The organism is Pseudomonas sp. C5pp (genome assembly GCF_000814065.1).
In the GTDB taxonomy this organism is placed as follows: Bacteria; Pseudomonadota; Gammaproteobacteria; order Pseudomonadales; family Pseudomonadaceae; genus Aquipseudomonas; species Aquipseudomonas asiatica.
The window spans coordinates 1-25,186 of the sequence record NZ_JWLN01000003.1; the positions used below are offsets into that span (position 1 = coordinate 1).

At 63.6% G+C, this 25,186-nt stretch carries 24 protein-coding genes and 1 pseudogene; 14 read left to right on the forward strand and 11 right to left on the reverse strand.

Features of this window, described 5'->3' with window-relative positions:
* Positions 1-33: 33 nt before the first annotated feature.
* Positions 34-2,493, reverse strand: a complete 2,460-nt coding sequence (locus RR51_RS02885) for a TonB-dependent siderophore receptor (RefSeq protein WP_039612569.1) — start codon at positions 2,491-2,493, stop codon at positions 34-36.
* A 127-nt stretch (positions 2,494-2,620) separates the two neighbouring features.
* Positions 2,621-3,480, reverse strand: a pseudogene (gene pvdO / locus RR51_RS02890) (dihydropyoverdine dehydrogenase).
* Positions 3,481-3,868: 388 nt separating this feature from the next.
* On the opposite strand from pvdO, the gene RR51_RS31165 reads away from it, so the two are divergent.
* Together RR51_RS31165 and RR51_RS02895 are read left to right on the forward strand one after the other, a co-directional pair.
* Complete coding sequence (locus RR51_RS31165; protein ID WP_177328635.1) at positions 3,869-4,033, forward strand: hypothetical protein; 165 nt, start codon at positions 3,869-3,871, stop codon at positions 4,031-4,033.
* Between the two features lie 116 nt (positions 4,034-4,149).
* Positions 4,150-5,031: a DMT family transporter gene (locus RR51_RS02895; protein ID WP_039612570.1), complete on the forward strand. Its 882-nt coding sequence runs from the start codon at positions 4,150-4,152 to the stop codon at positions 5,029-5,031.
* A 3-nt stretch (positions 5,032-5,034) separates the two neighbouring features.
* On the opposite strand, the gene RR51_RS02900 is transcribed toward RR51_RS02895, so the two are convergent.
* Together RR51_RS02900 and RR51_RS02905 are read right to left on the reverse strand one after the other, a co-directional pair.
* Complete coding sequence (locus RR51_RS02900) at positions 5,035-5,493, reverse strand: DUF4265 domain-containing protein (protein WP_015271322.1); 459 nt, start codon at positions 5,491-5,493, stop codon at positions 5,035-5,037.
* 13 nt (positions 5,494-5,506) lie between these two features.
* Positions 5,507-6,382: a DMT family transporter gene (locus RR51_RS02905; protein WP_039612571.1), complete on the reverse strand. Its 876-nt coding sequence runs from the start codon at positions 6,380-6,382 to the stop codon at positions 5,507-5,509.
* 248 nt (positions 6,383-6,630) lie between these two features.
* Here RR51_RS02905 and aceK point away from each other — a divergent pair, with 248 nt between their 5' ends.
* On the forward strand, positions 6,631-8,346 hold the full coding sequence (aceK, locus tag RR51_RS02910) for a bifunctional isocitrate dehydrogenase kinase/phosphatase (RefSeq protein ID WP_039612572.1): 1,716 nt from the start codon (positions 6,631-6,633) through the stop codon (positions 8,344-8,346).
* Positions 8,347-8,475: 129 nt separating this feature from the next.
* Here aceK and RR51_RS02915 read toward each other — a convergent pair whose 3' ends face one another.
* Positions 8,476-9,336 carry a DUF6279 family lipoprotein gene (locus tag RR51_RS02915; RefSeq protein WP_039612573.1) on the reverse strand — a complete coding sequence of 287 codons (861 nt, stop codon included), beginning with the start codon at positions 9,334-9,336 and terminating at the stop codon, positions 8,476-8,478.
* Positions 9,337-9,467: 131 nt separating this feature from the next.
* Between RR51_RS02915 and RR51_RS02920 the strand changes: the two genes are divergently transcribed.
* Positions 9,468-10,304: a CvfB family protein gene (locus tag RR51_RS02920; RefSeq protein ID WP_013973728.1), complete on the forward strand. Its 837-nt coding sequence runs from the start codon at positions 9,468-9,470 to the stop codon at positions 10,302-10,304.
* Here RR51_RS02920 and RR51_RS02925 read toward each other — a convergent pair whose 3' ends face one another.
* Entirely contained in the window at positions 10,305-10,685 is a 381-nt protein-coding gene (locus RR51_RS02925) for a hypothetical protein (RefSeq protein WP_013973727.1), read from the reverse strand.
* Between the two features lie 186 nt (positions 10,686-10,871).
* Between RR51_RS02925 and RR51_RS02930 the strand changes: the two genes are divergently transcribed.
* The 3 genes from RR51_RS02930 (at position 10,872) to def (ending at position 12,703) form a co-directional block, all read left to right on the forward strand.
* Complete coding sequence (locus RR51_RS02930; RefSeq protein WP_015271319.1) at positions 10,872-11,051, forward strand: CsbD family protein; 180 nt, start codon at positions 10,872-10,874, stop codon at positions 11,049-11,051.
* Positions 11,052-11,210: 159 nt separating this feature from the next.
* Positions 11,211-12,170 carry a YihY/virulence factor BrkB family protein gene (locus RR51_RS02935; protein WP_013973725.1) on the forward strand — a complete coding sequence of 320 codons (960 nt, stop codon included), beginning with the start codon at positions 11,211-11,213 and terminating at the stop codon, positions 12,168-12,170.
* Positions 12,167-12,703, forward strand: coding sequence for a peptide deformylase (gene def / locus RR51_RS02940; protein ID WP_039612574.1), 537 nt, complete (start codon positions 12,167-12,169; stop codon positions 12,701-12,703). The genes RR51_RS02935 and def overlap by 4 nt, the downstream gene beginning before the upstream one ends.
* Here the strand turns inward: def and RR51_RS02945 are convergent.
* Positions 12,658-13,026 (reverse strand): GNAT family N-acetyltransferase, encoded by a 369-nt coding sequence (locus RR51_RS02945; protein WP_039612575.1) that lies wholly within the window; start codon positions 13,024-13,026, stop codon positions 12,658-12,660. The two genes, def and RR51_RS02945, sit on opposite strands and share 46 nt — an antisense overlap.
* A 354-nt stretch (positions 13,027-13,380) precedes the next feature.
* Here RR51_RS02945 and RR51_RS02950 point away from each other — a divergent pair, with 354 nt between their 5' ends.
* From RR51_RS02950 to RR51_RS02970, 5 genes are all read left to right on the forward strand, one after another.
* Positions 13,381-13,638 (forward strand): DUF2790 domain-containing protein, encoded by a 258-nt coding sequence (locus tag RR51_RS02950; protein WP_004375752.1) that lies wholly within the window; start codon positions 13,381-13,383, stop codon positions 13,636-13,638.
* 259 nt (positions 13,639-13,897) lie between these two features.
* Positions 13,898-14,323, forward strand: a complete 426-nt coding sequence (locus RR51_RS02955; protein WP_039612576.1) for a YybH family protein — start codon at positions 13,898-13,900, stop codon at positions 14,321-14,323.
* Positions 14,324-14,367: 44 nt separating this feature from the next.
* Complete coding sequence (locus tag RR51_RS02960; protein WP_013973721.1) at positions 14,368-14,712, forward strand: YciI family protein; 345 nt, start codon at positions 14,368-14,370, stop codon at positions 14,710-14,712.
* Positions 14,713-14,733: 21 nt separating this feature from the next.
* The gene (locus RR51_RS02965; RefSeq protein WP_004375750.1) at positions 14,734-15,219 is read left to right on the forward strand and encodes an SRPBCC family protein; all 486 of its coding nucleotides are present in this window, start codon (positions 14,734-14,736) and stop codon (positions 15,217-15,219) included.
* Positions 15,219-16,457, forward strand: coding sequence for an RNA polymerase sigma factor (locus RR51_RS02970; protein WP_039612577.1), 1,239 nt, complete (start codon positions 15,219-15,221; stop codon positions 16,455-16,457). The genes RR51_RS02965 and RR51_RS02970 overlap by 1 nt, the downstream gene beginning before the upstream one ends.
* A gap of 126 nt (positions 16,458-16,583) precedes the next feature.
* On the opposite strand, the gene RR51_RS02975 is transcribed toward RR51_RS02970, so the two are convergent.
* A complete protein-coding gene (locus RR51_RS02975) occupies positions 16,584-17,054 on the reverse strand; it encodes a MaoC family dehydratase (RefSeq protein WP_012273633.1) in 471 nt (156 codons plus the stop codon).
* 34 nt (positions 17,055-17,088) lie between these two features.
* Positions 17,089-18,033, reverse strand: a complete 945-nt coding sequence (locus RR51_RS02980; protein WP_039612578.1) for an alpha/beta hydrolase — start codon at positions 18,031-18,033, stop codon at positions 17,089-17,091.
* A 219-nt stretch (positions 18,034-18,252) separates the two neighbouring features.
* On the opposite strand from RR51_RS02980, the gene fadD2 reads away from it, so the two are divergent.
* Both fadD2 and fadD1 read left to right on the forward strand, forming a co-directional pair.
* Entirely contained in the window at positions 18,253-19,941 is a 1,689-nt protein-coding gene (gene fadD2, locus RR51_RS02985) for a long-chain-fatty-acid--CoA ligase FadD2 (RefSeq protein WP_039612579.1), read from the forward strand.
* A 332-nt stretch (positions 19,942-20,273) separates the two neighbouring features.
* Positions 20,274-21,971, forward strand: coding sequence for a long-chain-fatty-acid--CoA ligase FadD1 (gene fadD1 / locus RR51_RS02990; protein ID WP_023663600.1), 1,698 nt, complete (start codon positions 20,274-20,276; stop codon positions 21,969-21,971).
* Between the two features lie 158 nt (positions 21,972-22,129).
* Here fadD1 and RR51_RS02995 read toward each other — a convergent pair whose 3' ends face one another.
* Positions 22,130-23,437 (reverse strand): NAD(P)/FAD-dependent oxidoreductase, encoded by a 1,308-nt coding sequence (locus RR51_RS02995; RefSeq protein ID WP_039612580.1) that lies wholly within the window; start codon positions 23,435-23,437, stop codon positions 22,130-22,132.
* A 23-nt stretch (positions 23,438-23,460) separates the two neighbouring features.
* On the reverse strand, positions 23,461-24,825 hold the full coding sequence (locus RR51_RS03000; RefSeq protein ID WP_039612581.1) for a glutamine synthetase family protein: 1,365 nt from the start codon (positions 24,823-24,825) through the stop codon (positions 23,461-23,463).
* Between the last annotated feature and the right edge of the window lie 361 nt (positions 24,826-25,186).

Genomic DNA, 25,186 nt, shown 5'->3' on the forward strand with positions numbered 1-25,186 from the left:
AACCTCCAGGGTCGCCTTTTTTCGTTCAGCTGATCAGAAATCGTAGCGCAGGTTCAGCGTCGCGTTCCTCGGCGCGCCATAGTGGCCATAGTTGCCGGCCAGGCCTGCGTAGTATTTCTTGTCGAACAGGTTGTCCACGTTCAGCGTGGCGGCCAGGTGCTCGCTGATCTTGTAGCGGGCCATCAGGCTGGCCACGGCGTAGTCTTCCTGGGTGATGCGCGTGTTGTAGCGGGTGGCCAGGGATTGCTGGGAGTTCCAGTTGACCCCACCACCAACAGTCAGGCGCTCCCATTCGCCGGGCAGGCGGTAGGTAGTCCACAGGCGGAATGTATCCAGCGGCAGTTGAGACGTCAGCCGAGTGCCATTGGCATCTTCCGTGCGGGAGTGGCTGTAACCGGTATGAACTTCAAGCCCGCGAGCCACTTCGCCGGACAGTTCAAGATCAATGCCCTTGGTTTCGGCGCCGCTGACCGCGCGGTAAGCGGTGGAGTTAGGCACGCCCGGTACGCTGAAACCGGTGTCTTCCTCTGCAAGGTTGTCGCGCTTGATGAGGTAGATCGCCGCGTTGGCGTTCAGGCGACCATCGTAGAACTCACCTTTCCAGCCCATTTCATAGTTCTGCCCGATCACAGGGTCCAGCACCTTGCCGGTACGGTCGCGGCTGGTCTGGGGCTTGAAGATATCGGTGTAGCTGGCGTACACCGATTGCTCATCGGTCAGGTCGTAGATCAGGCCGGCGTACGGTGTTACCTCTCCGTGCTCATTCAGTTGCGTGGGGTTGCCGTTGCCAGTGGTCAACACCACCTGGTTCGAGTCCGAGCGGTAATTGGTGGTACGGGCACCGAGAATCATGTGCAGGTCGTCGGTGAAGTTGAGCCGGGTGGCAATGAAGTAGCCGGTCTGGCGGATGGTCAGGTCATAGTCCAGCAGTGGCGAATAGTTGCCAGGTTGCGGTATGCGGTTGCCCCAGGTGTAGAAGTTGAATGTGGCTTCCCCAGCTGTCCCGGTGAAGTGGTTGTTCTCGTAATCCATGTAGTCGAAGCCGGTAACCAGTTCGTGGGTCTGGCCAAACAGCTCGAAAGGCCCCTGCAGCGTGATGTTCATGCCCCGCTGAACCTGGTGGGCATCGACTTGCAGCAGGTCGGACTTGGCGTTGCCGGTGGCTTGATCGAGGGTAGATACGCCCGCACCGGTGCGGTAGAACGCCGACAGCGAGTCGCGATCGACATCCATGTAGTTGCCGGCCATCTTCAACTGCCAACCATTGCCAAGCTCCTGGTCCAGGCCGAAGGAGTAGTTCTTGGTGGTGTAGTCTTCATACATCCAGCGCGGCCCGGAACTGGTCGAGCGGGAGAAGTTGGTGGGCTGGCCATTGCTGAAGAACAACGGCACACCTGGCGCGCCATTGGCGTCGTAGGTCTGGTAGTCCATGCCGAAGCGCACGGTGGTGGTATCGGTCAGGTCTGCTTCGAGCACGCCGTAGACCAGGTCACGGTCCTGGCTGTACCAGTCCATGTAGCTCTGGTTGCTCTGCTTGGCGGCCACCAGGCGGCCGCGCAGCTTGCCGCTTTCGATCAGCGGGCCGGACACGTCGGCCTCGGTGCGATAGTAGTCCCACGAGCCCACACCGGCCTGCACATACGACTGGAATTCACGCGTGGGGCGCTTGCGTACCATGTTGACCACACCGTTGGGCTCGCCCGCACCGGTCATCAGGCCAGTGGCGCCGCGGACGATCTCGATGCGGTCGAACATGGCCATGTCCATCAGGGTGTTGGGCATGTTGCGCGTCAGATAGTCTTGCGTGGTGTTCACGCCATCGAGCTGGTAGGTGCTGATTTCCGAGCCGCGCGAATAGATGTGAAAGCGCTCGCCACCGTCCTGGGACATGGTGATGCCCGGGTTCTGCTTCAGCACGTCGGTAATGGTCGCCAGGTGCTGGTCGTCCATTTGCTGGCGGGTGATGACGCTGATGCTTTGCGGTGTTTCGCGTATCGACAGGTTCATGCGGGTGGCCGTGCTGGTCACGCCGGTGGTGTAGGAACCCGTGCCTTCGGTAGTGGCCCCCAGGCCCACGCTATTGACGTTGGTCGCCGAAAGCTCGACCTGGCCGTCCTTTGCGGCTGAACCCGCTGTTACCGTCACGGTGTTGCCGTCGATCTGATAACGCAGCCCGCTGCCGCCCAGCAGGATGCGCAGGGACGAAGCGAGATCGTGGCGCCCTTTGAGTGCGGAGGAGCGCAGGCCACCGATATCTTCCGGGCTGTACAGCAACTGGGTATCGGTCTGCCTGGCCAGTGCCTGCAACGCCGAGTTCATCGACTGCGCGGGAATATCCAGCGTCCACTCCTGCGCCTGCACCTGGGCAACCATCGCAGCGGATATCGCCAGGCCCAGGCCGATGCGTGTGAACGCGCGCTGGGGACGAAGGGAATGACGGATCAGTAGTGCTTTGGCAAGCGGGTTGAGCGAGCCGGGGAGGGACTTGGACATCTATTGCGGTCTCGTTGGCAGAGGGGTTTTTTTCTATGTCAGCTATATGACGCAGCACCTGTGAAAAACCGGAACGATTCTTATTGGCGATTTTTTTGGGCGATGCTGCGTTAACCGCGTCACAACTTCACAGTTCGCGTGCTACGCGAAAGCCGAGGAAGTCACCGCGGGTGGTCTTGAGGCGGTCGTTGCGGTTGGCCGAGCGGGAGAAGATCGGCGGCTCGCCCCAGTCGTTGCCGCGCATGTGCGCGCGGATGCACTTGGGGTCCTGGATCCAGGCACTGCCGTCGGTAGGGGCGTCTTTGTAGCTGTCGTGGTAGCAGTCGGCGACCCATTCGTAGACGTTGCCGTGCATGTCGTACATGCCGAAGGCATTGGGCGGGTAGCTGCCCACCGGGGCGGTGAAGGCGTAACCGTCCTTGGGGCCATAGGTGTTGGCGTGCTTGCTGATCTCGTATTTGCCAGGTTCGTCGAAGGGGAAGGGGAACGGGCCGCTGGAACCGCCACGGGCGGCATATTCGCGTTCGGCTTCGCTGACCATGCGGTACGGCTTGCCGGTGGTTTTCGCCAGCCATCGGGTGTAGGCCTGCACTTCGTCGTAGTCGATGCACACCGCCGGCTGGCGGGGGCCTTGCTTGTAGCTGGGCTTGCTGGCTTCGCACCAGCGGCCGGGGCGGTCGTCGCCGCTCTTGATGACGGTGCCGGTGGCCTTGATGTAGGCGTCCAGTTCGCCGGCGGTGACCTGGTAGCGGCTCATGGCGAAGGGCTTGGCGAAGGTCACGGTGTGCAGCGGGCCCTCGTCGGGCTGGCGGCCGACTTCATCGTCGGGGGCCCCATCACGTAGCTGCCGGCGGGCAGCACGACCATTTCGGGGCAGTCCTTGCAATCCTTGAACACGTCGCCGGGCTTGGCGGCATGGGCGTAGGCGCTGACCAGCAGCAGGCAGGTGATCTGGGCTGGCCGGTAGAGCCGGGCGGATACGTTCATCGGTGGTCCTCGAAACGGGTGAATGCGGGCTGCGTTTCGCATTCAGACGAATCGGGGTGGTGAGAAATTAACCAATACACACGCGACCCCTTACCAGCCAGTTAACGTCACTGGGGCTGCTGCGCAGCCCATCGCCGGCAAGCCAGGCTCCCACAGGGACTGCGAAAATCTTGAGTTCTGCGCCGTACTTGTGGGAGCCCGGCTTGCCGGCGATGGGCCGCAAAGCGGCCCCGGCAATATCGGCGTGGATGCAAAGAACTGGGGCCGCTTCGCGCCCCCTCGCGACACAAGGCCGCTCCTACACGGGATTGTGGCCGGCGGGGTAGTTGCCAGCCAGGAAACACCGGGCTATAGTCCAGCCCACTGTTCTCTTCCCGAAGACCTGTTCATGCCAGCCAACCCATCCACCACAAGCTTTGCCATCGCGCCAGTCGCGGGCATGGTCGTGCGTGGCTGCCAGCAGCCGGCGATGATCAGTCACTATCCACCACCACCTGTCAGTGGCGTCGTAGGCGGCGTAGCTCCGCCTCCTTGCGTGGTCGTGCTGGGCTGATCGGCTTCTGGCCGCATCCCTTCGCACACGCAACCTACTGAACACGGTCGGCGACTTCCCACGCTGAAGCGCACGCCGTCCGTCTGGCTTATTCGCCTTATATCAGGTGGCAATACATGTCTGTCTTTAGCAAAGCATCCGTGGCCTCGGCGGCCACTACCAGCCTGTTCGTCCTGCTGTGGAGCAGCGGGGCGATCGTCTCCAAGCTCGGCCTGGCGCATGCCAGCCCGTTTGCCTTCCTGCTGTTGCGCTCGGCGCTGGCCCTGGCCGGCCTGCTGCTGATCGGCCCATTGCTGGGGCTGCGCTGGCCGCGCAGTCGCGGGGCCATCCTGCGGGCCCTGGGCACTGGCTGTGTGCTGCTCGGCGCTTACCAGATCTTCTACCTGCTGGCGCTCGATACCGATGTCACCCCCGGCATCATGGCCACGGTGATGGGGGTACAACCGATCCTGACCGTGGTGCTGATGGAGCGCCAGCGCTCCTGGGGCCGTTTGTTCGGCCTCGGGTTGGGGCTTGGCGGGTTGATCATGGTGGTCTACCAGGGCATCAACCTGGGCGGGGTATCGCTGGCGGGGATGTTGTTCGCCTTGCTGGCGCTGGGCAGCATGACCTGCGGCTCGATCCTGCAGAAGCGCATCACCGACAACCCCATGGGCACGCTGCCGCTGCAGTACCTGGCCGGCTTTGCCATGTGCGCGCTGTTCGCGCCGCTGCAGCCGCTGCATGTGGAGTGGACTGGCGGTTTCGTCGGCGCGCTGCTGTGGATGGGGCTGGTGGTCTCGCTGCTGGCGACCCTGCTGCTTTACCGGCTGATCGCCAAGGGTAACCTGGTCAATGTCACCAGCCTGTTCTACCTGGTGCCGGCAGTGACCGCGGTGATGGACCTGCTGATCTTCGGCAACCGCCTGGCGCCGCTCAGCCTGCTGGGCATGGGGCTGATCGTGGTGGGCCTGCTGTTCGTGTTCCGCAAGCCCGCCGCGCGCCTGGCCGAGGCATAGGCCCTAGCGGAACTCTTCGGGGATGGCGTGGCGCAGTACGCCTTCCTCGAAGTCCAGCAGGCCGGCTTCGCGCTGGGTGAGCAGGTAGTAGAGCAAGGTGTCGAGCGAGCGCTGCGGCGGGACCTCGACCGCCAGCATCTTCACCGCCTGCTCGGTTTCGCAGTTGCAGCCGAAGTCGTGCAAGGCCGCGCGTACCTGGTCCAGGGTTTCCGGGGGCTTGACGATCACCCGGAACACCGAGCTGCCGCTGCTGCGGCGCAGTTCGGCGAACCAGGTTTCGCCGGCTTCCTCACGTGTGCCGATCACGTCGCCCGGGGCGATGCCGTAGACATGGAAGGGAATGTTGTCGACGGCATAGCCGCCTTCCACGGCCTTGGCCCACAGGCCCTCGACCGAGGCGGGCGGGTAGCCGTTTTCGTCCTGCTCCAGGCGGAACAGGACCTTCTTGTACGCGTCGTTCATCGTGTACCCCGCTTCAGCTGCGGGCCGGACGCAGCACCAGCCACAATGCCACGCCAATCAGCAGACCGCCGTACAGGTGCGCCATCGACAGCGGCTCGGCCAGCAGCCATGCCCCCCACAATACGCCGAATACCGGGATCAGGAAGGTCACGGTACTGGCCTTGACCGGGCCGATCTCCTCCAGCAGGCGGAAGTACAGGATGTAGGCGAACGCTGTGCACAGCAGGCCCAGGCCGAGCAGCGACAGCCACACCTGCCAGCCGCCCCAGCTGGCGGGTGGCTGGCTCAGCGCGCTCCAAGCGAACAGCGGGCTCAGCATCAGGGTGGCGCCGAGCATGCTGCCCAGTGCCGACAGGCGGCTGTCCAGCCCGCTGACCCAGCGGCGGGCGAGGAAGCCGGCAAAGCCGTAGCAGGTGGTGGCCGCCAGGCAGGCGAGGGCGCCTTGCAGCAAGGCCAGGTCCAGGGCCACCGGGCCGGCACCGCTGAGGATGCCGACGCCGAACAGGCCGAGGAAGATGCCGCAGAGCTTGGCCAGGGTCATCGGTTCGCGGAAGAACAGCACGCCGACCAGCACACCCATCAGCGGCGTGGTGGCGTTGAAGATTGCCGAGTAGCCGGCGGGCAGCACCTGGGCGGCCACGGAGTAGAACGTGGCGGGGATACCGGAATTGATCATGCCCAGCACCAGGCAGGCCCCGAGCTTGCCCTGGAAGTCCCAGCGCACGCGGGCGGCAGCGAGCAGTGCAACCAGGCCCAGGCAGGCGATGGACACACGGAAGAACGCCGTCGGCACCGTGCCCAGTTCGGGGGCGATGATGCGCATGAACAGGAAGCTCGCCCCCCAGACGGCGGCAAGGGTCAGCAGGCGGGCTAGGGCGATGGGGCTCACAACGGTCTCCGGAGGCAGGGCAGGGGCGCGAGTGTACGCCAGGGGGGCTGGGGATTCTTGTGCTTTCTTGCGGTGTAAACCTGTGGCGGCCTCTTCGCGGGTAAACCCGCTCCCACAGGATTTCCACAGGGCCGAGCACTGCACAGAACCTGTGGGAGCGGGTTTACCCGCGAAGAGGCCGGTACAGGCGCCGTATTCCGGACAGGCAGACTAAGCTCTGTATCTCACCCCTGCACCGAGGTCCTCGCATGCCCCAGCCCTGGCCCGCTGTCGAAATCGCCCGGACGATCCTTGCCGGCTTCGACGACTACCGCGACCACTTCCAGCGCATCACCCTCGGTGCCCGCCAGCGCTTCGAGCAGGCGCGCTGGCAGGATATCCAGCGTGCCGCCGCCGCCCGTATCAATCTCTATGAAGAGAAGGTCGCCGAGGTCAACGGCTGGCTGCGCCAGAGCTTTGCCGAGGAGGTGCTGCTGGATGTGGAGCAATGGCCGTTGGTGAAGAACGCCTATATCCACCTGATCGACCCAAGGCTGGACGACGAGCTGTCCGAGACCTGGTACAACTCGCTGTTCTGCAGCCTGTTCAGCCATGACCTGATCAGCGACGGCTGCATGTTCATCCACACCACCCGACCGTCCATGCGCAGCCGTGAGCGCGCCGCGCAAACCCGTACCTATCGGCCTGACGGTGGGCTCAAGGGCCTGCTGCGGGCGGTGTTCAGCGATTACCCGTTCGATGTGCCGTACGGCGACCTGGAGGGCGACCTGGTGCGCCTGGAGGAACAGCTGCGCGACTGCCTGCCGGACTGGGTATGCAAGGACCCGACCTTGGCGTTGGAGCTGTTTGTGCCGGTGCTTTACCGCAACAAGGGTGCATACCTGGTCGGCCGTCTGTTCAACAGCGATGAGCAGTGGCCGCTGGTAATCCCGCTGCTGCACCGCGAAGGGCACGGTATCGAGGCCGATGCGCTGATCACCGACGAGGCCGAGGTGTCGATCATCTTTTCCTTCACCCGCTCGTACTTCATGGTCGATGTGCCGGTGCCGGCGGAGTTCGTCAACTTCCTCAAACGCATCTTGCCGGGCAAGCACATTGCCGAGCTGTATACCTCCATCGGTTTCTACAAGCATGGCAAGTCGGAGTTCTACCGGGCGCTGATCAACCACCTGGCCAGCAGCGACGACCGCTTCGTCATGGCGCCCGGGGTGCGCGGCATGGTCATGAGCGTGTTCACCCTGCCGGGCTTCAACACCGTGTTCAAGATCATCAAGGACCGTTTTTCACCGTCGAAGACGGTCGACCGTGCCACGGTGATAGACAAGTACCGGCTGGTGAAAAGCGTCGACCGCGTCGGGCGCATGGCCGATACCCAGGAGTTCGCCGATTTTCGATTCCCGCGCAGCAAGTTCGAGCCGGAATGCCTGGCCGAACTGCTGGAGGTGGCGCCATCGACCGTGGCGCTCGAGGGTGACACGGTGCTGATCCGCCACTGCTGGACCGAGCGGCGCATGACGCCGCTGAACCTGTACCTGGAACACGCCAGCGAGGGCCAGGTGCTGGAGGCCCTGGAGGATTACGGCCTGGCCATCAAGCAGTTGGCGGCGGCGAATATCTTCCCTGGCGACATGCTGCTGAAGAACTTTGGCGTAACCCGCCATGGCCGGGTGGTGTTCTATGACTATGACGAGATCAGCTTCCTGACCGAGGTGAACTTCCGCCATATCCCGCCGCCGCGTTACCCGGAGGACGAGATGTCGGGCGAGCCGTGGTACTCGATCGGGCCGCATGACGTGTTCCCCGAGGAGTTTCCGCCGTTCCTGTTTGCCGATATCGGCCAGCGGCGCTTGTTCAGCCGCCTGCATGGGGAGTTGTACGACGCGGATTACTGGAAGGGGCTGCAGGCGGCGATTCGTGACGGGAAGGTGATCGATGTGTTTCCGTATCGGCGCAAGGGGCGGTGACTGTGCTTTAACAGGCCCGGCCCCTTCGCGGGTAAACCCGCTCCCACAGGTACGGCACAGGATTCGAAACCAGTGGGGTCCCTGTGGGAGCGGGTTTACCCGCGAAGAGGCCGGGCCTGCTTTTCACCGTCACCCTTTCAAACACTTCAATTCACTGAAATCGGTGCGCACCTTGCCCAACCGCTCCTGCAGGTACCGCCGCTGCTGCGGGGTACTCTGGTGCACCAGGTCCACCAGCAAGCTGCGCGCCTGCTGCTCGGTATTCTGATACGCCGCCCGGTATTCCGGCGTCCACAAACTCTCCTTGCGCTGCAACAACGTTGCCAGGCGCGGCTCGAAGCTGGCGTCGTTGCGCTGGTTCATCGCCAGCAGCAATTGCTGCTGCCAGTGCGCGCGGTTGGCGATCCATTCGCGGTTCTGGTCGCCCAGCGCCCGGGACCAGGCCTGCACGCGCTGCTTCTGTACCGCGGTCAGTTCGCCGAACCACGGCGTCAGGCGTTTCTCCATGCGTTCGGTACGGCGGGCTATCTGCTTTTCCAGCGGCGTATCCACATACTTCTTCTGCCGTTCGCTGATGTCTTCGCGGAACGCCTCGCGCATCTCCGCCACCTGGGCATCGCTCATGCCGCGCAGCAGCTCGGTGGCCGAAGGGGTGATTTCCTCGGCTACCCGGCCAATCGCCTCGCGGGCTTCGCGGGTACGCTGCTGCAGGGATTGGTCGGTCACCTGGTCGTCGGCGACCATGCCGCGTACCCGGTCCAGCCAGTCGAGGTAACCAGGCAGCTGGGTCTTGCAATGCCAGGCCAGGTGCTCCCGCAGGCGGTCGTCAAGCATGGCCTTCTGCTCGCTGTTCATGACCAGGTAGTCGCCCAGCGACCACGGCACCAGGCGGTCGAGGTTGCGGTAGGCCAGGTCGATACGGCTGCAGGCGACCAGGGCCAGGGCGCAGCCGATGGCGACGAGCAGGGCTTTGGACAGGCGTAGCGGCATGGGCTGCTCCTTGCGGGTGCTTGCCCGTCGGTAGACGCAAGAGGGACGCTGACGGTTCCACTGCATCAGCGGTCGGGCGGCGCGCTGGCTTCAGGTGTAGAATAGCCGCCTTGTCTTGAGGAACATCGGAAATGGCTCTGCTTGGGCGTTACAACAGTTTGCAAATCGTGAAACACGTGGACTTCGGCCTGTACCTGGACGGCGGCGCCGACGGCGAGATCCTGCTGCCCGGGCGCTACATCCCGAAAAACGCCGAAACCGAAGTGGATGACTGGCTGAACGTGTTCATCTACCTGGACAGCGAAGACCAGCTGATCGCCACCACCGAGAAGCCCAAGGTGCAGGTTGGCGAGTTCGCCAGCCTCAAGGTCAAGGATATCAACGGTGCCGGCATCTTCCTCGACTGGGGCCTGTCCAAGGACCTGCTGATGCCGTACTCGGAAGAGGCGCGGCCGCTGAAAATCGGCGACTACTGCGTGGTACACGTGTACCTCGACAAGCGCACCCGCCGCATCACCGCCACCTCACGCCTGGACCGCTACCTGGACCGCACCCCGGCGGACTACCAGGTGGGCCAGCCGGTCGAGCTGCTGGTGGCCGGCGAGACACCGATGGGCTTCAAGGCGATCATCAACAACCGCCACTGGGGCCTGATCCACAAGAACGAGGTGTTCAAGTTCCTGCGCTCGGGCATGCACGAGAAGGGCTTCATCAAGGAAGTGCGCGCGGATGGCAAGATCGCCTTGAGCCTGCAACCGGTGGGTGCTGCCCTGGCCGACAGCCTGCAGGAGCAGATCATGGCGCGCCTGGAGGCCGAAGGCGGGGTGCTGGGGGTGTGCGACAAGAGCGACCCGGCGCTGATCAGCAAGCTGTTCAACGTAAGCAAGGGCAACTTCAAGAAGGCCATTGGCGGGTTGTTCAAGCAGGGCCGCATCGTCATCCATGACGATCGCATCGAAAAGGCCTGATCAGGCCTGCACGAAGGTACGGAAGTCCAGCTGCTCGCCACCCGGTCGGGTGTCGCGCAGCAGCGAGTCGCGGTCGGCGCTGAGGGCCAGGCTGATGGTCGAGCGGCGCTTGCCGGGGTTGCGCACTTCCATCTGTTCCTGGTGAGCGCGCAGGAAGTTGGTCGGCACCTTCAGGTGCTGCAGCTCGTCGCTTTCCGGGGTGTGCAGCAGCAGGTTGACCCAGTCGGGCTGGCCCTTGCGCAGCAGCGCCACCGGCACCTCGAACCACCACAGGTTGCGCTTGCGGTCGAGGATGGCGAACAGGGTGTTGCTGCTGGTCAGCACCGGGCGGGCCAGTGCTTCGTTACGCCGGGCGATGGCGGCGGGTTTGTCGAGTTTCATGCAGGTTCCTGCGGGTTGACGCTATGAAGGCCTGCATTGTGAGGGGTGGCGGGTAGCGGGGCAAGGTTTGCCAACCGCCTTGCCGCTCGGTTCGAAGGCGAAAAAACTGTTGGAACGCTTGGCGAAGGCGTCGGGTCCACCGACTGTCGGCACGGTCCACGTGCCCCCAATTGCAGGAGTTTTGCCATGAGCGGTACCAAAGACAAAGCGAAAGGCCTGGCCAACGAAGCGATCGGCAACGTCAAGCAGGGTGTCGGCAAAGTGACCGACAACGAGCGGCTGCGGGCCGAGGGCGAGGCGCAGGAGCTCAAGGGCGAGGGGCAACAGATCAAGGGCAACGTGAAGGACGCGGTGAAAAAGCCTTGATGTGAGTGGCCTGTCCCGGCCTATTCGCGGGCGTGCCCGCGAACAGGCCGCTACTGGCGTAAGCAAATTCTTGCAGCATGGCCGGGATCAGCACAGCAGCGGCATGGTCTATTAGACTTACCCGTGGTACTCACGAATCAAGCGGCGAAAGGAGACGCTATGATTTTCCCCGACCTGCGCGGCCTGCCCCTGCACCGCGTGCTGGTACGCACCGTCAAGGAATTCCTCGACGACGAGATGTCGACCTACGCTTCCGCACTGGCCTACCAGATGCTGTTCTCGTTGTTCCCGTTCCTGCTGTTCCTGATCGCCCTGATCGGTTTCCTGCACCTGCCGGACTTCTTCTCTTGGCTGCGCCTGCAATCGGAACTGGTGCTGCCACCCCAGGCGCTGGAGCAGGTCAACCCGGTGATCGACCAGTTGCAGCAGTCCAAGGGCGGGCTGCTGTCAGTAGGTATCGTGATTGCCTTGTGGACCGCATCGGCCGGTGTGCGCCTGATGATGAGCGCGATGAACGCCGCCTACGATGTGCCCGAGGGCCGCCCGGTGTGGAAGCGCATTCCGTTGTCGATCATCTATACCGTGGGCATTGCCGGCATGTTGCTGGTGGCAGCGGCGCTGATGGTGCTGGGCCCGCAGGTGATGGAGTGGATTGCCGCCCAGGTCGGCATGCAGGAGGTGATCGTCACGGTGTGGACCATCCTGCGCTGGCCGGCGATCATCATCCTGATGATGGTGGCGGTGGCGCTGATCTACTACGTGATGCCCGATGTCAAGCAGCAGTTCCGCTTCATCACCCCGGGTTCGGTGCTGGCGGTGGTGGTGTGGATCTTGGCGTCGCTGGGCTTTGCCTACTACGTGAAGACCTTTGCCGACTACAACGCCATGTACGGCAGTATCGGTGCAATCATCGTGCTATTGCTGTATTTCTATATCTCCGCCGCCGTTTTGCTGCTGGGCGCGGAGATGAACGCAGTGATCGAGCACATGTCGAGCGAGGGCAAGAACCCTGGCGAAAAGGACGTCGATGAGCACAAACCCCGCGAAACCATTACCGTGCTGGGCCATGAGCACCCCGTTCCGAGCGAGCACCAATCTTCAGAGCCGAACCCCCGATGATCCGTGACATTCTCAAGATGGGCGACGAACGCCTGCTGCGCATCGCCCCGCCAGTGCCCGAGCACATGCTCGGCAGCGCCGAACTGCAGCAACTGATCGACGACATGTTCGAAACCATGCGCCATGTGGGCGGTGTGGGCCTGGCCGCGCCACAGATCGGTATCGACCTGCAGCTGGTGATCTTCGGCTTCGAGCGCAGCGAGCGTTACCCGGATGCCGAACCGGTGCCGCAGACTATCCTGCTCAACCCGGTCATCACGCCCACATCCAGCGAGATCGAGGACGGTTGGGAAGGCTGCCTGTCGGTGCCCGGCCTGCGCGGCGTGGTGCCGCGTTTCAAGCACATCTGCTATGAAGGCATCGACCCCCGGGGCAACCCGATCAACCGTTTTGCCGACGGCTTCCATGCGCGGGTGGTGCAGCATGAATGCGACCACCTGATCGGCCGGCTTTACCCGTCACGCATCCAGGACTTTTCCCGGTTCGGCTACACCGAGGTGCTGTTCCCCGGGCTCGACGCCAGCGACGACTGACCCCGTTGCAGTGCCACCAGGCGTTTGCTGCGCTGGTAGCGCTGCAGGCGGCCAGCCAGGGTTTCCGGCAGCTGCTGGGCGATGTCGAAGCCCAAGCGCTGGTAGAAGGGCGCAAGGTCCGGGTGGCAGAACAGCCAGGTGGGCCCGCCAACCTGCGCCAGCGCCGCCTCGACCAACCGCCCGGCCACCCCTTGGCTGCGCCGCTGCGGGTCGACGAATAACCCGGTCAGCCAGAAGCCTTCGCCCACCGGGCTCAGGCTCAGGCCCGCGATGATGCCGGGACCCCGCGCCACCCATAGCTCAGCGTCGCCCGCAGCACGCATGCGTGAGCCGTGCTGGCGGTAAAAGTGATCCAGCAGCCGGCGTTCCGGGGCCGAAAGTTTCGAACAGTACAAATTTTCAGAAATTGCGCGCCCTGCCCTGAAAGGTGGCCAGAGGCTCTGGCCCGATGTTTTGCGGTGAACTTGTCGCAGATTGTTGCATATCTGGCAAGGGTGAATGTCCGAGTTCGGGGTTCAACTATTCCAGGCCGGGAGTAGACTTTTAGCCATCCCCACTGGCAGTACGAAGCGGGATCGGTACTTCGTGCCATCTTCACCGTAGATGGCAACTTCTCCGCGCCGGGCACGGCAATAGAAGTCAATCGATCAGCTTGAATGCTCAAAAGGCAAACTCACATGAAACCATTACTGATTCTTGCATTGGTCGGTATGTCCTCGTTCGCCCTCGCCGATGAGGCCAGACCCGTCTCCAGCGAGCCCGTCGCCCAGCAGTACGACTACTCCATGAACCTGGACATCAAGCGGGTGATCAACCTGTCGACCATCCCCAACGTCTGCGAAGTGGTACCTGCGACCATGACCTACGAAGACCACCAGGGCCAGGTGCACACCATCCAGTACCGTGCCATGGGTGAGGGGTGCCAGCAGGGCTGAGCCCGCCAAGGGCCTGCCACAGCATTTTCAGCGCCTGTGAGACCGAGCGCGGCCCGCGCGGCGCTCGGTCTCACAGGCGCCACATCACCTAAGGCATGCACGTTGTCGCCCCGACGCAATCCCCCATATGCATTTCAAACCACAACCAACCCAGAATAATTTCCTCGACCTGTCGATTCCTCCGTCCCCCGTTCGACCATAGGTGAGAGCACGTTGCCCCCCGTGCCCAATCACCCATGACCTGTCGGAGGAACCCCCGATGAGCACCGCAGCCGAAACCGAGATCCGCCAATTGATCGAGCGCTGGATGCAGGCCGTGCGCGATCGCGACATCCCCAACATCATCGCTCCCTATGCCGACGACATCGTCGCTTTCGATGCCATCCAGGCCCTGCAGTTCAAGGGCAAGGCAACCTACCAGGCGCACTGGGAAATGTGCATGGGCATGTGCCCCGGCCCCATGGTTTTCGAATACGCCGAACTCACCGTGCATGCCGCTGGCGACCTGGCCCTGGCCCACTGGCTTAACCGCTGTGGCCCCGCGGACAACGAAAGCCAGTGCGGCTTCATGCGCGCCACCGTGGGCTATCGTCGTCAAGGTGGTCAGTGGCGGGTAATCCACGAACACTGGTCGGCGCCATTCAACATGGAAACCCAGAAAGCCCTGTTCGATCTCAAACCCTGAGCCGTTATCGCCAATCGCACTTTGCCAATGCCCTGGAGGCGACCATGAAATACCTGTGCCTGGTCTATTGTGACGAGGGGCTGTTGCACAGCCTGCCCGACAGCCCGGAAGACGCCGAATGCATGGCGTATGCCGAATCCATCCAAGGCTCCGGGCGAATGCTGGCGGCCGAGGCGCTGAAGCCGGTGCAGACCGCCACCACAGTGCGCATGCGCAACGGGCACATGAGCCTGACCGACGGCCCGTTCGCCGAGACCAAGGAGCAGTTGGCGGGCTTCTACCTGGTGGAAGCCCGTGACCTGAACGAGGCGCTGAACATCGCCAAGGGCATCCCCGCCGCACGGGTCGGCAGTGTCGAGGTGCGACCGGTGCGCGAACTGCAACCCTGACAGCAATGGAGACTTCCCAGCATGAGCCTGGCACACCCCGCGCAAGTGCAACACGAGTTGTCCATCAATCGCCTGATCGACGCACCGCCGTCCAAGGTGTTCCGCGCCTGGACCGACCCTCAGTGGCTGATGCAATGGTGGGGGCCGCACGGCATGACCACCCCGGAATGTGAGATGCAGTTGTGGATCGGTGGCCTGTTCCGCACCGTGATGCGGGCGCCGGATGGCAGCGATTACCCGAACCAGGGCGTATTCCTGGAGATTGCTGCGCCGCGACGGCTGGTGTTCACCGATGCCTTCGGCCCAGGCTGGGTGCCTTCGGACAAGGCGTTCATGACTGCCGTGATCAGTTTTGACGAGGAGCAAGGCAAAACCCGCTACACCGCCCGCGCCTGGCACTGGAATGCCGCCGACTGCCGCGCCCATGAGGAAATGGGCTTCCACCAGGGCTGGGGAGAAAGCCTGGACCGCCTGGTGGAGGTAGTGACCCAGCGGATGCCCGACTGATGACGGCACTGGCGCAGGTGCGCGCCGAGGTCGAGGCGGTCTACCGAAACGAGTCACGGCGCATCCTGGCGACGCTGATCCGCCTGCTGGGTGATTTCGACCTGGCCGAGGAGGCCATGCACGATGCCTTCTTCATCGCCGTCGAGCGCTGGCAGCGCGACGGTATCCCCGATAACCCGCGGGCGTGGCTGGTGTCCACCGGCCGCTTCAAGGCCATCGATGCGCTGCGCCGGCGCGCCCGATTCGACCGTTCCCAGGCGGACCTGAGCATGCTGCTCGACGGCCAGGCGCAGGACCCCAGCGAGGAAGAACTGCTGGCCGACGACCGTCTGCGGCTGATCTTCACCTGCTGCCACCCGGCCTTGTCCGCCGATGCCCAGGTGCCGCTGACCCTGCGTGAAGTCTGCGACCTGACCACCGAGCAGATCGCCCGTGCTTTCCTGCAGAGCCCGGCCACCATCGCCCAGCGTATCGTGCGCGCCAAGGCCAAGATCCGCGATGCCGGCATCCCTTACCAGGTGCCGGAACTGAACGAACTGCCCGAGCGCCTGGAGAGTGTGCTGCGGGTGATCTACCTGGTGTTCAACGAGGGCTATTCGGCGTCGTCGGGCGAGGCGCTGTTGCAGCAGGAACTGAGCGATGAAGCCATACGCCTGGCGCGGCTGCTGGTGCAGTTGCTGCCCGACCCGGAGGCGGTCGGCCTGCTGGCCTTGATGTTGCTGCAGGCATCCCGGCAGCGGGCGCGTACCGATGGCCGGGGTAACTTGGTGTTGCTGGAGCAGCAGGACCGTAGCCTGTGGGACCGGCAACGCATTGCCGAAGGTTGCGAACTGGTGCGCCAGGCCTTGCAAAGCCGGGCGTTCGGGGCCTATACCGTGCAGGCGGCGATTGCCGCGGTGCATGCCGAAGCGGCTACAGCCGAAGCGACCGACTGGGCGGAGATCGTCGGGCTGTATGACGTGCTGCAGCGGCATTGGCCGTCAGCTGTGGTTGAACTGAACAGGGCCGTGGCGCTGGCGAAGCGGGATGGGCCGGAGGTTGGCCTGCGGGAGGTCGAAGGGATTCTGGCGCGGGGAGAGTTGCTGGACTATCACCTGGCGCATGCGACGCGGGGTGAGCTGCATTACCAGCTGGGGCATATGGAAGAGGCCCGGGCGGCCTGGCGGCAGGCGCTGGCGTTGACCCGGCAGGAACCGGAGCGCAGGCATATCGAGCGGCGGTTGCAGGCTATTGAATGATGTTGGCTGGACTGGCCTCTTCGCGGGCACGCCCGCTCCCACAGGATTGCGTCACGGCTTGATGCTGTGAGGTCCATGTGGGAGCGGGTTTACCCGCGAAAGGGCCGGTACTGCCTGCATCAATCTTCAGCTAGCCACAAAATTCGGCGGCGAAACCAGCTCGACGGTCTGCTGCTTGCGCGGTGCGAGGATCTCGGCCTCACCCTGAACCACCAGCTCATCATTCTGGTTGTACACATTGGTGGCGATGCGCACCTTGAACTTGGGCAGCTTCTCCAGGATTTCCAGGCGCACGGTCAGGGTATCGCCAATTTTCACCGGCTTCTGGAAGCTCATCTGCTGGCCCAGGTAGATGGTGCCAGGGCCAGGCAAGGTGCAGGCCACTGCAGCACTGATCAGCGCGCCGCTGAACATGCCATGGGCAATGCGCTCGCGGAACATGCTCTTGGCAGCGAACTCGGCGTCCAGGTGTACAGGGTTGTGGTCACCGGACATCGCGGCGAACAACTGGATGTCGCGTTCTTCGACCGACTTTTTGTACTCGGCCTTCTGGCCGACTTCGAGGGCTTCGTAAGGTGTGTTGGTGACCTGGGACATCGGGGCTTCCTTAAGGGGTAGGCGAGGGCGGCTATCATTCACTGCGCACAGGGCGGCCAAGGGCCAGTGCCTGTTCAAGCCAGCCAAGGATATCGCTGGTGACCTCGTCACGGTTGGTTTCGTTGAGTACTTCGTGCCGCGCCTCAGGGTAGACGCGCAGCTGTACATGTCGATTGCCGGTCGCGCGCAGGGCGTCGGCCAGATGGGTGAGACGCTTGCCGGCACTGACCGGATCACATTCACCACCTATCACCAGCAGCGGCAGGTTAGGATCGATCTGCGCGAGGTTACTCGGCTGGCTGATCTGCGCCAAGCCTTGCAGCAGGTCGAGCCACAACTGGTTGCTGCAGCGAAAGCCGCAGAGCGGGTCGTTGACATACAGGTCGACCTGCGCCGGGTCGCGGCTGAGCCAGTCGAACGCCGTGCGGTTGGGCTTGAAAGCCTTGTTGAACGAGCCGAACGACAACCACTCTATGAGCGCGCTCTTTCCCAGCGGCCCTTGGCGCCAGGCCTCCAGCCGGGCAATCAGGCGCGCCACACGGTAGAGCGCTGCCGGCTGGTAGTTGGAACCACTAAGGATCGCCCCGTGCAGGCTGCCACTGTGGTGCAGCAGGTAGGCCTGGGCGATGTAGCTGCCCATGCTGTGGCCGAACAGGAACAGCGGCGTGCACGGGAATTGCTGACCAATGTGCTGGGCCAGCAGCCCGATGTCGTTGACCACGGCATTCCAGCCATGATGGCGGGCGAACAGGCCGAGGCTGCCCAGCTCGGCCGTGCGTCCATGGCCGCGCTGGTCGGGGGCGAACAGGGCGAAGCCGACCTCGCTCAAGGCATGGCCCAGGTGCTGGTAGCGCCCGGCGTGCTCGGCCATGCCATGGGCCAGCAGCACCACGGCTTTTACCGGTGTGGCCGGCAACCATTGGTGCACATACAGGCTGCAGTGCTCGCTGGCGGGTAGCCAGAAGGCGTCGTGAGGCATGGCGGGTCCTTGTGCGCACAGGTACCCGAACAGTGTATGCACAACCGACCGGATTGCAGGAAGGGCACAAATAAGATTCACAATGTTAATGGCGGCACTTGGCGTATATGCCACCTTGGGCTTACCTGCTAACGTCGGATCAACGCCTTTTCGCTTTCGGGCGGGCAGGTGAAAGGATTACAGGACTCACAGCAGGTCCAGGCAGAGGAACAATAATAAATGCAAGCCGACTTCTGGAATGACAAGCGCCCGGCGGGCGTGCCTTCCACCATCGACATCAATGCCTACACCTCGGTCGTCGAGGTGTTCGAGCGCTCCTGCAAACGCTTCGCCGACCGCCCGGCCTTCAGCAATTTGGGCGTGACCCTGACCTACGCGGACCTGGAACGCCATTCGGCGGCCTTCGCCGCCTGGCTGCAGCAGCGCACCGACCTCAAGCCGGGCGACCGCATCGCGGTGCAGATGCCCAATGTGCTGCAATACCCCATCGCTGTGTTCGGTGCCCTGCGCGCTGGCCTGATCGTGGTCAACACCAACCCGCTGTACACCGAGCGCGAGATGCGCCACCAGTTCAAGGACAGCGGCGCGCGTGCGCTGGTGTACCTGAACATGTTCGGCAAGCGCGTGCAGGAGGTGTTGCCCGATACCGGCATCGAGTACCTGATCGAGGCGAGGATGGGCGACCTGCTACCCACCGCCAAGGGCTGGCTGGTCAACACCGTGGTCGACAAGGTCAAGAAGATGGTGCCGGCCTACCAGCTGCCCCAGGCTGTGTCGTTCAAGCAGGTGCTGCGCCAGGGCCGCGAGCTGTCGCACAAGCCGGTGCCGCTCAGCCTGGACGACACTGCCGTGCTGCAATACACCGGTGGCACCACCGGCCTGGCCAAGGGCGCCATGCTCACCCACGGCAACCTGGTGGCCAACATGCTGCAGGTGCTGGCCTGCTTCTCGCAGCACGGGCCGGACGGGCAGAAGCTGATCAAGGACGGCCAAGAGGTGATGATCGCGCCGCTGCCGCTTTACCACATCTATGCCTTTACCGCGAATTGCATGTGCATGATGGTTACCGGCAACCACAACGTGCTGATCACCAACCCGCGGGATATTTCCGGCTTCATCAAGGAGCTGGGCAAATGGCGTTTCTCCGCCTTGCTGGGGCTGAACACGCTGTTCGTCGCACTGATGGACCACCCGGGCTTCCGCCAGCTCGACTTTTCGGCGCTGAAGGTCACCAACTCCGGCGGCACCGCACTGGTCAAGGCCACCGCCGAGCGCTGGGAGGCGCTTACCGGTTGCCGCATCGTCGAAGGCTACGGCCTGACCGAAACCTCGCCGGTGGCCAGCACCAACCCCTATGGCCAGCTGGCGCGTCTGGGTACGGTGGGCATCCCGGTGGCGGGCACCGCCTTCAAGGTGATCGACGATGACGGCAACGAGCTGCCGCTGGGCGAGCGGGGCGAGCTGTGCATCAAGGGCCCGCAGGTGATGAAAGGCTACTGGCAGCAGCCCGAGGCCACGGCCCAGGCCCTGGATGCGGAGGGCTGGTTCAAGACCGGCGACATCGCGGTGATCGACCCGGACGGCTTCACCCGCATTGTCGACCGCAAGAAGGACATGATCATCGTCTCGGGTTTCAACGTGTACCCCAACGAGATCGAGGATGTGGTGATGGGCCATCCCAAGGTCGCCAACTGCGCGGCCATCGGCGTACCGGACGAGCGCTCCGGCGAGGCGGTGAAGCTGTTCGTGGTGCCGCGCGAGGGCGGGCTGAGCGTGGATGAGCTGAAGGCCTACTGCAAGGCCAACTTCACCGGCTACAAGGTGCCCAAGCACATTGTGCTGCGCGAGTCGTTGCCGATGACGCCGGTGGGCAAGATCCTGCGGCGGGAGCTGCGCGACATAGCTTGATACCGGGTTGGCTTCTTCGCGGGTGAACCCGCTCCTACACCGTCCAGTGTAGGAGCGGGTTCACCCGCGAATGCCTTAAAGCCGCTCTAACAGGCTGATCACAGCCCGATCTGCGACATTTTGGATAATTACTCTAAAAATGACCTGTATTGTTCATTGAGTCATTTTTGTGACCGTGAGGCCTGTTTTGGCCTCTAGGCGACCCCAGGCAAAGCTGTTACTCTCGGCCCGCTTTCAGATGATCCGGTTTGCAACGAGCCGTCATCCCATATCAATAATAAGCGCATCGACGCGTGAATCGAACTTCGCTGTTGCTGAAGGAGTGGGCTTCCATGATCGAAAATTTTTGGAAGGATAAGTACCCAGCCGGGATTACGGCGGAAATCAATCCTGACGAATTCCCCAATATCCAGGCGGTACTCAAGCAATCCTGCCAACGCTTTGCCGACAAACCGGCCTTTAGCAACCTGGGCAAGACTATCACTTATGGCGAGCTGTATGCGCTGTCGGGAGCGTTTGCCGCCTGGTTGCAGCAGCATACCGACCTCAAGCCGGGTGACCGCATTGCCGTGCAGCTGCCTAACGTACTGCAATACCCGGTAGCGGTATTCGGTGCCATGCGTGCCGGGCTGATCGTGGTCAACACCAACCCGCTGTACACCGCACGGGAAATGGAACACCAGTTCAACGACTCCGGCGCCAAGGCCTTGGTGTGCCTGGCCAACATGGCCCACCTGGCCGAGAAGGTAGTGCCCAAGACCCAGGTCAGGCACGTCATCGTCACCGAAGTGGCCGACCTGCTGCCGCCGCTCAAGCGCCTGCTGATCAACAGCGTGATCAAGTACGTGAAGAAGATGGTGCCGGCCTACAACCTGCCGCGTGCCGTACGCTTCAACGACGCTCTGGCGCAGGGCAAGGGCCAGCCGGTGACCGAGGCCAACCCGCAGGCCAACGACGTGGCGGTGCTGCAGTACACCGGTGGTACCACCGGCGTGGCCAAGGGCGCGATGCTGACCCACCGCAACCTGGTGGCCAACATGCTGCAGTGCCGGGCGCTGATGGGCTCCAACCTGCACGAAGGCTGCGAAATCCTCATCACCCCGCTGCCGCTGTACCACATCTACGCCTTTACCTTCCATTGCATGGCAATGATGCTGATCGGCAACCACAACGTGCTGATCAGCAACCCGCGTGACCTGCCAGCCATGGTCAAGGAACTGGGCAAGTGGAAGTTCAGCGGCTTCGTCGGCCTCAACACCCTGTTCGTTGCCTTGTGCAACAACGAGGCGTTCCGTGCCCTGGACTTCTCGGCGCTGAAGATCACCCTTTCTGGCGGCATGGCCCTGCAACTGAGCGTGGCCGAGCGCTGGAAGGCCGTGACCGGCTGCGCCATCTGCGAAGGTTATGGCATGACCGAGACCAGCCCGGTGGCTGCGGTGAACCCGGCGGAGGCCAACCAGGTCGGCACCATCGGTATTCCGGTGCCGTCCACCCTGTGCAAGGTCATCGACGACAACGGCAACGAGCTGCCGCTGGGCGAGGTGGGCGAGTTGTGCGTCAAGGGCCCGCAGGTGATGAAGGGCTACTGGCAGCGTGAGGAGGCCACTGCCGAGATTCTCGACAGCGATGGCTGGCTGAAGACCGGCGACATCGCCGTGATCCAGCCGGATGGTTACATGCGCATCGTCGACCGCAAGAAGGACATGATCCTGGTCTCGGGCTTCAACGTTTACCCCAACGAGCTGGAAGATGTTCTGGCGGCCCTGCCGGGCGTGCTTCAGTGCGCGGCCATCGGCGTGCCGGACGAGAAGTCCGGTGAAGTGATCAAGGTGTTCATCGTGGTCAAGCCGGGCATGACCCTGACCAAGGAACAGGTGATGGAGCACATGCGCGCCAACGTCACCGGCTACAAGGTCCCGCGCCAGATCGAGTTCCGCGACGCGCTGCCAACTACCAACGTTGGCAAGATTCTGCGCCGTGAGCTGCGCGATGAAGAGCTGAAGAAACAGGGCTTGAAGAAGATCGCCTGACGCCCAGCCAGCGCGGTCTGTGTAGGAGCGGCCTTGTGTCGCGATCGGGTCGCGAAGCGGCCCCAGGTTTTCAGCCGTGATGCTGAAATTGCTGGGGCCGCTTCGCGGCCCGATCGCGACACGAGGCCGCTCCTACAGAGGTTGCGCAGGCCTCAGGTTCAGCGCAGTTTCTCCAGCATCTGGTAGTACCACATCCCCGCCGCCAGCAGCGGATTGCCCAGCAAGTCCCCCATCGGCACCCGCACATGCTTGCACTGGGCGAAGGTGTCGAACTTCTCCAGCGTCCCGGTCAACGCTTCGGCCATGATCTCGCCCATGATGTGGCTGGTGGCAATGCCGTGCCCCGAATAACCCTGGCAATACCAAACGTTGTCCGACAGCTTGCCCAGCTGCGGGATGCGGTTGACCACGATGCCCATGGCGCAGCTCCACTGGAATTCGATCGGCACACCTTTCAACGCCGGGAAGGTGCGCTCGATGCACGGGCGCAGTTCGCCTTCGATATCCCGTGAATCACGGCCGGAATAGTTGGCGCCACCGCCAAACAGCAGGCGCTTGTCGGCGGTCAGCCGGTAGTAATCGAGCACGAAGCGGCAGTCGTATACCGCCAGGTCCTGCGGGTTGATCTGTTCGGCCAGTTCCCCCAGCGGTGCGGTAGTGACGATGCCGCCCATGGCCGGGAAGATCTTGCCCTTGAGCTGGCGCTTTTCCAGTTTGTGGTACACATCGCCGGCCAGCATCACCTGGCGCGCCTCGACCCGCCCGTGGGCAGTGACCACCGCCGGGCGCGGGCCGTGGACGATGTCCAGCACTTCGGAGTTTTCGAAAATCAGCGCCCCCAGGCCATGGGCAGCACGGGCCTCGCCCAGGCAGAGGTTGAGCGGGTGCAGGTGCAGGTTGCGCAGGTTTTTCAGCGCGCCCAGGTACAGCGGGCTTTGCAGGTGCTCGGCCATGCCATTGCGGTCCAGCAGTTGCACCTGCTCGCCCATGCCGCGCCGCCGGGCCTCGGCTTCGAATGCGCGCAGCTCGTTCATGTGCGAGGGCTTCATGGCCGCGTGCAGGTGGCCGCGCTTGAGGTCGCAGTCGATGCTGTAGCGCGCCACGCGCTGCTCGATCACCTGGTGGCCGCGCCAACGCAAGTGCCAGATGAAGTCATCGACCTCGGTACCGAGGCGGTTGCGCATCTGCGAGCGCATGGCTTCGTCGCCCGACAGGCTGCCGGTGACCTGGCCGCCGTTGCGCCCGCTGGCACCCCAGCCGATGCGGTTGGTTTCGACGATGGCCACCTTCAGGCCACGCTCGGCCAGCTCCACCGCCGTGGCCACGCCGGTGAAGCCGCCGCCGATGATCGCCACATCCACCTGTACCGTGCCCTTGAGCTGTGGGTATTCGGTGTGGTCGTTGAGGGTGGCGCTGTAGTAGGACGGCGCGCGTTGCGCCGGCCCTTTGTTCAATGCTGCATTCATGGGTGTTCCTTGTTATCCGGGGATCAGGCCTGGTGCAGGTACCAGCGCCAGTCCTGCTCACTGACTTCGGCCATGAACTGGCGGTACTCGGCGCGCTTGACCTTCAGGTACACGCCAAGGAAGTCCTCGCCCAGTGCTTCGCGAGCCCAGCTCGATTGCTGCAGGGCGTCGAGGGCAGTCAGCCAGTCGGTGGGCAGGTGTTCGGTGGCCTGGGCATAGCCATTGCCTTCCACCGGTGCCCCCGGTTCCAGCTGTTGGCGAATGCCCCAGTGGCTGGCGGCAAGGATCGCCGCAGCGGCCAGGTAGGGGTTGGCATCGGCGCCGCAGATGCGGTGCTCCACGTGCCGGCTGTTGGCCGGACCGCCCGGTATGCGCAAGCTCACGGTGCGGTTGTCGACGCCCCAGGTTGGCGCCAGCGGGGCGTAGCTGTTGGCCTGGAAGCGGCGGAACGAGTTGGCGTTGGGGCAGAACAGCAGCAGCGAGTCGCGCAGGTGTCGCAACATGCCTGCCACGGCCTGGCGCAGCAGCGGGGTACCGGCTTTGTCCTCACTGGCGAACAGGTTGTTGCCGGCGCTGTCGGCCAGGCTCAGGTGCATGTGCATGCCGGTGCCGGCCAGTTGCGCGAACGGCTTGGCCATGAAGCAGGCCTGCATGCCATGGGCATGGGCAATGCCTTTGACCAGGCGCTTGTAGCGCACGGCCTGGTCCATCGCCTGCAGAGCGTCGCCGTGCTCGAGGGTGATTTCCACCTGGCCGGGGGCGTATTCCGAAATCGCCGTGCGCGCCGGGATGCCCTGGGCCTTGCAGGCGGCGTAGAGGTCGGCAAGGAACGGCTCGATCTGCTCCAGTTCGCGCAGGCCATACACCTGGGTGGTGCGTGGGCGGCCGCCGTCATTGTCCAGTGCCGGTTGCGGGCGGCCCTGGGCATCAGGTTGCTGGTCCAGCAGGTAGAACTCCAGCTCGCAGGCCATCACCGGATGGTAGCCGTCGGCCTTCAACGCCTCGATGGTACGCAGCAGCACATGGCGCGGGTCGGCGATGCTGGCCGGCAGGCCCTCGTTCGGGTGCATGCTCACCTGCACCGCGGCGGTCGGCACCCGGCGCCAGGGCAGGCGCACCAGGCTGCCTTCAAGCGGGTAGGCGCGGCAGTCGATATCGCCCACGTCCCACACCAGGCCGGAGTTTTCCACGTCGTCGCCGTTCAGGGTCAGGCCGAGAATGGTGCTGGGCAGCGGCCGGCCGGTCTGGTACACGGCCAACAGTTCCTCGCGGTGCAGCAGCTTGCCGCGCGGTACGCCATTGGCGTCGAGGATGAACAGTTCGAACAGTTCGATATCGGGGTTGTCGGCCAGAAAACGGCTGGCCTGCTCTACAGGTGCAAAGTGCATGATGGATTCGCTCACGGGCGCACGGGCCACCGCGTATGCTGGCGGCCCGGCTGAGTCAAACGGCCGGAAGACGGCCGGGTCTGGTCACAACGGCGTGAGCGAGAAATCCGGTGGGCGTGCGTGACGGCAGTGCCACAGGGCCCAGAAGGCGAGGATGATGTGGACCAGCGGATTCTCACCGGCACGGCGCCGGGCCTTCGCTTGCGAAGGGCGGGACGACGGTTGGGCGATGGGCTGGACGGGAGTCATGCCTTTGATACTCACATGCGGCGTAAGGTTGATTAAAGCAGTGAATGGCAACCTTTACATCGCACCTGGCTAAACATTTGTGCCGTTGCACCTGGCCTCTTCGCGGGTAAAC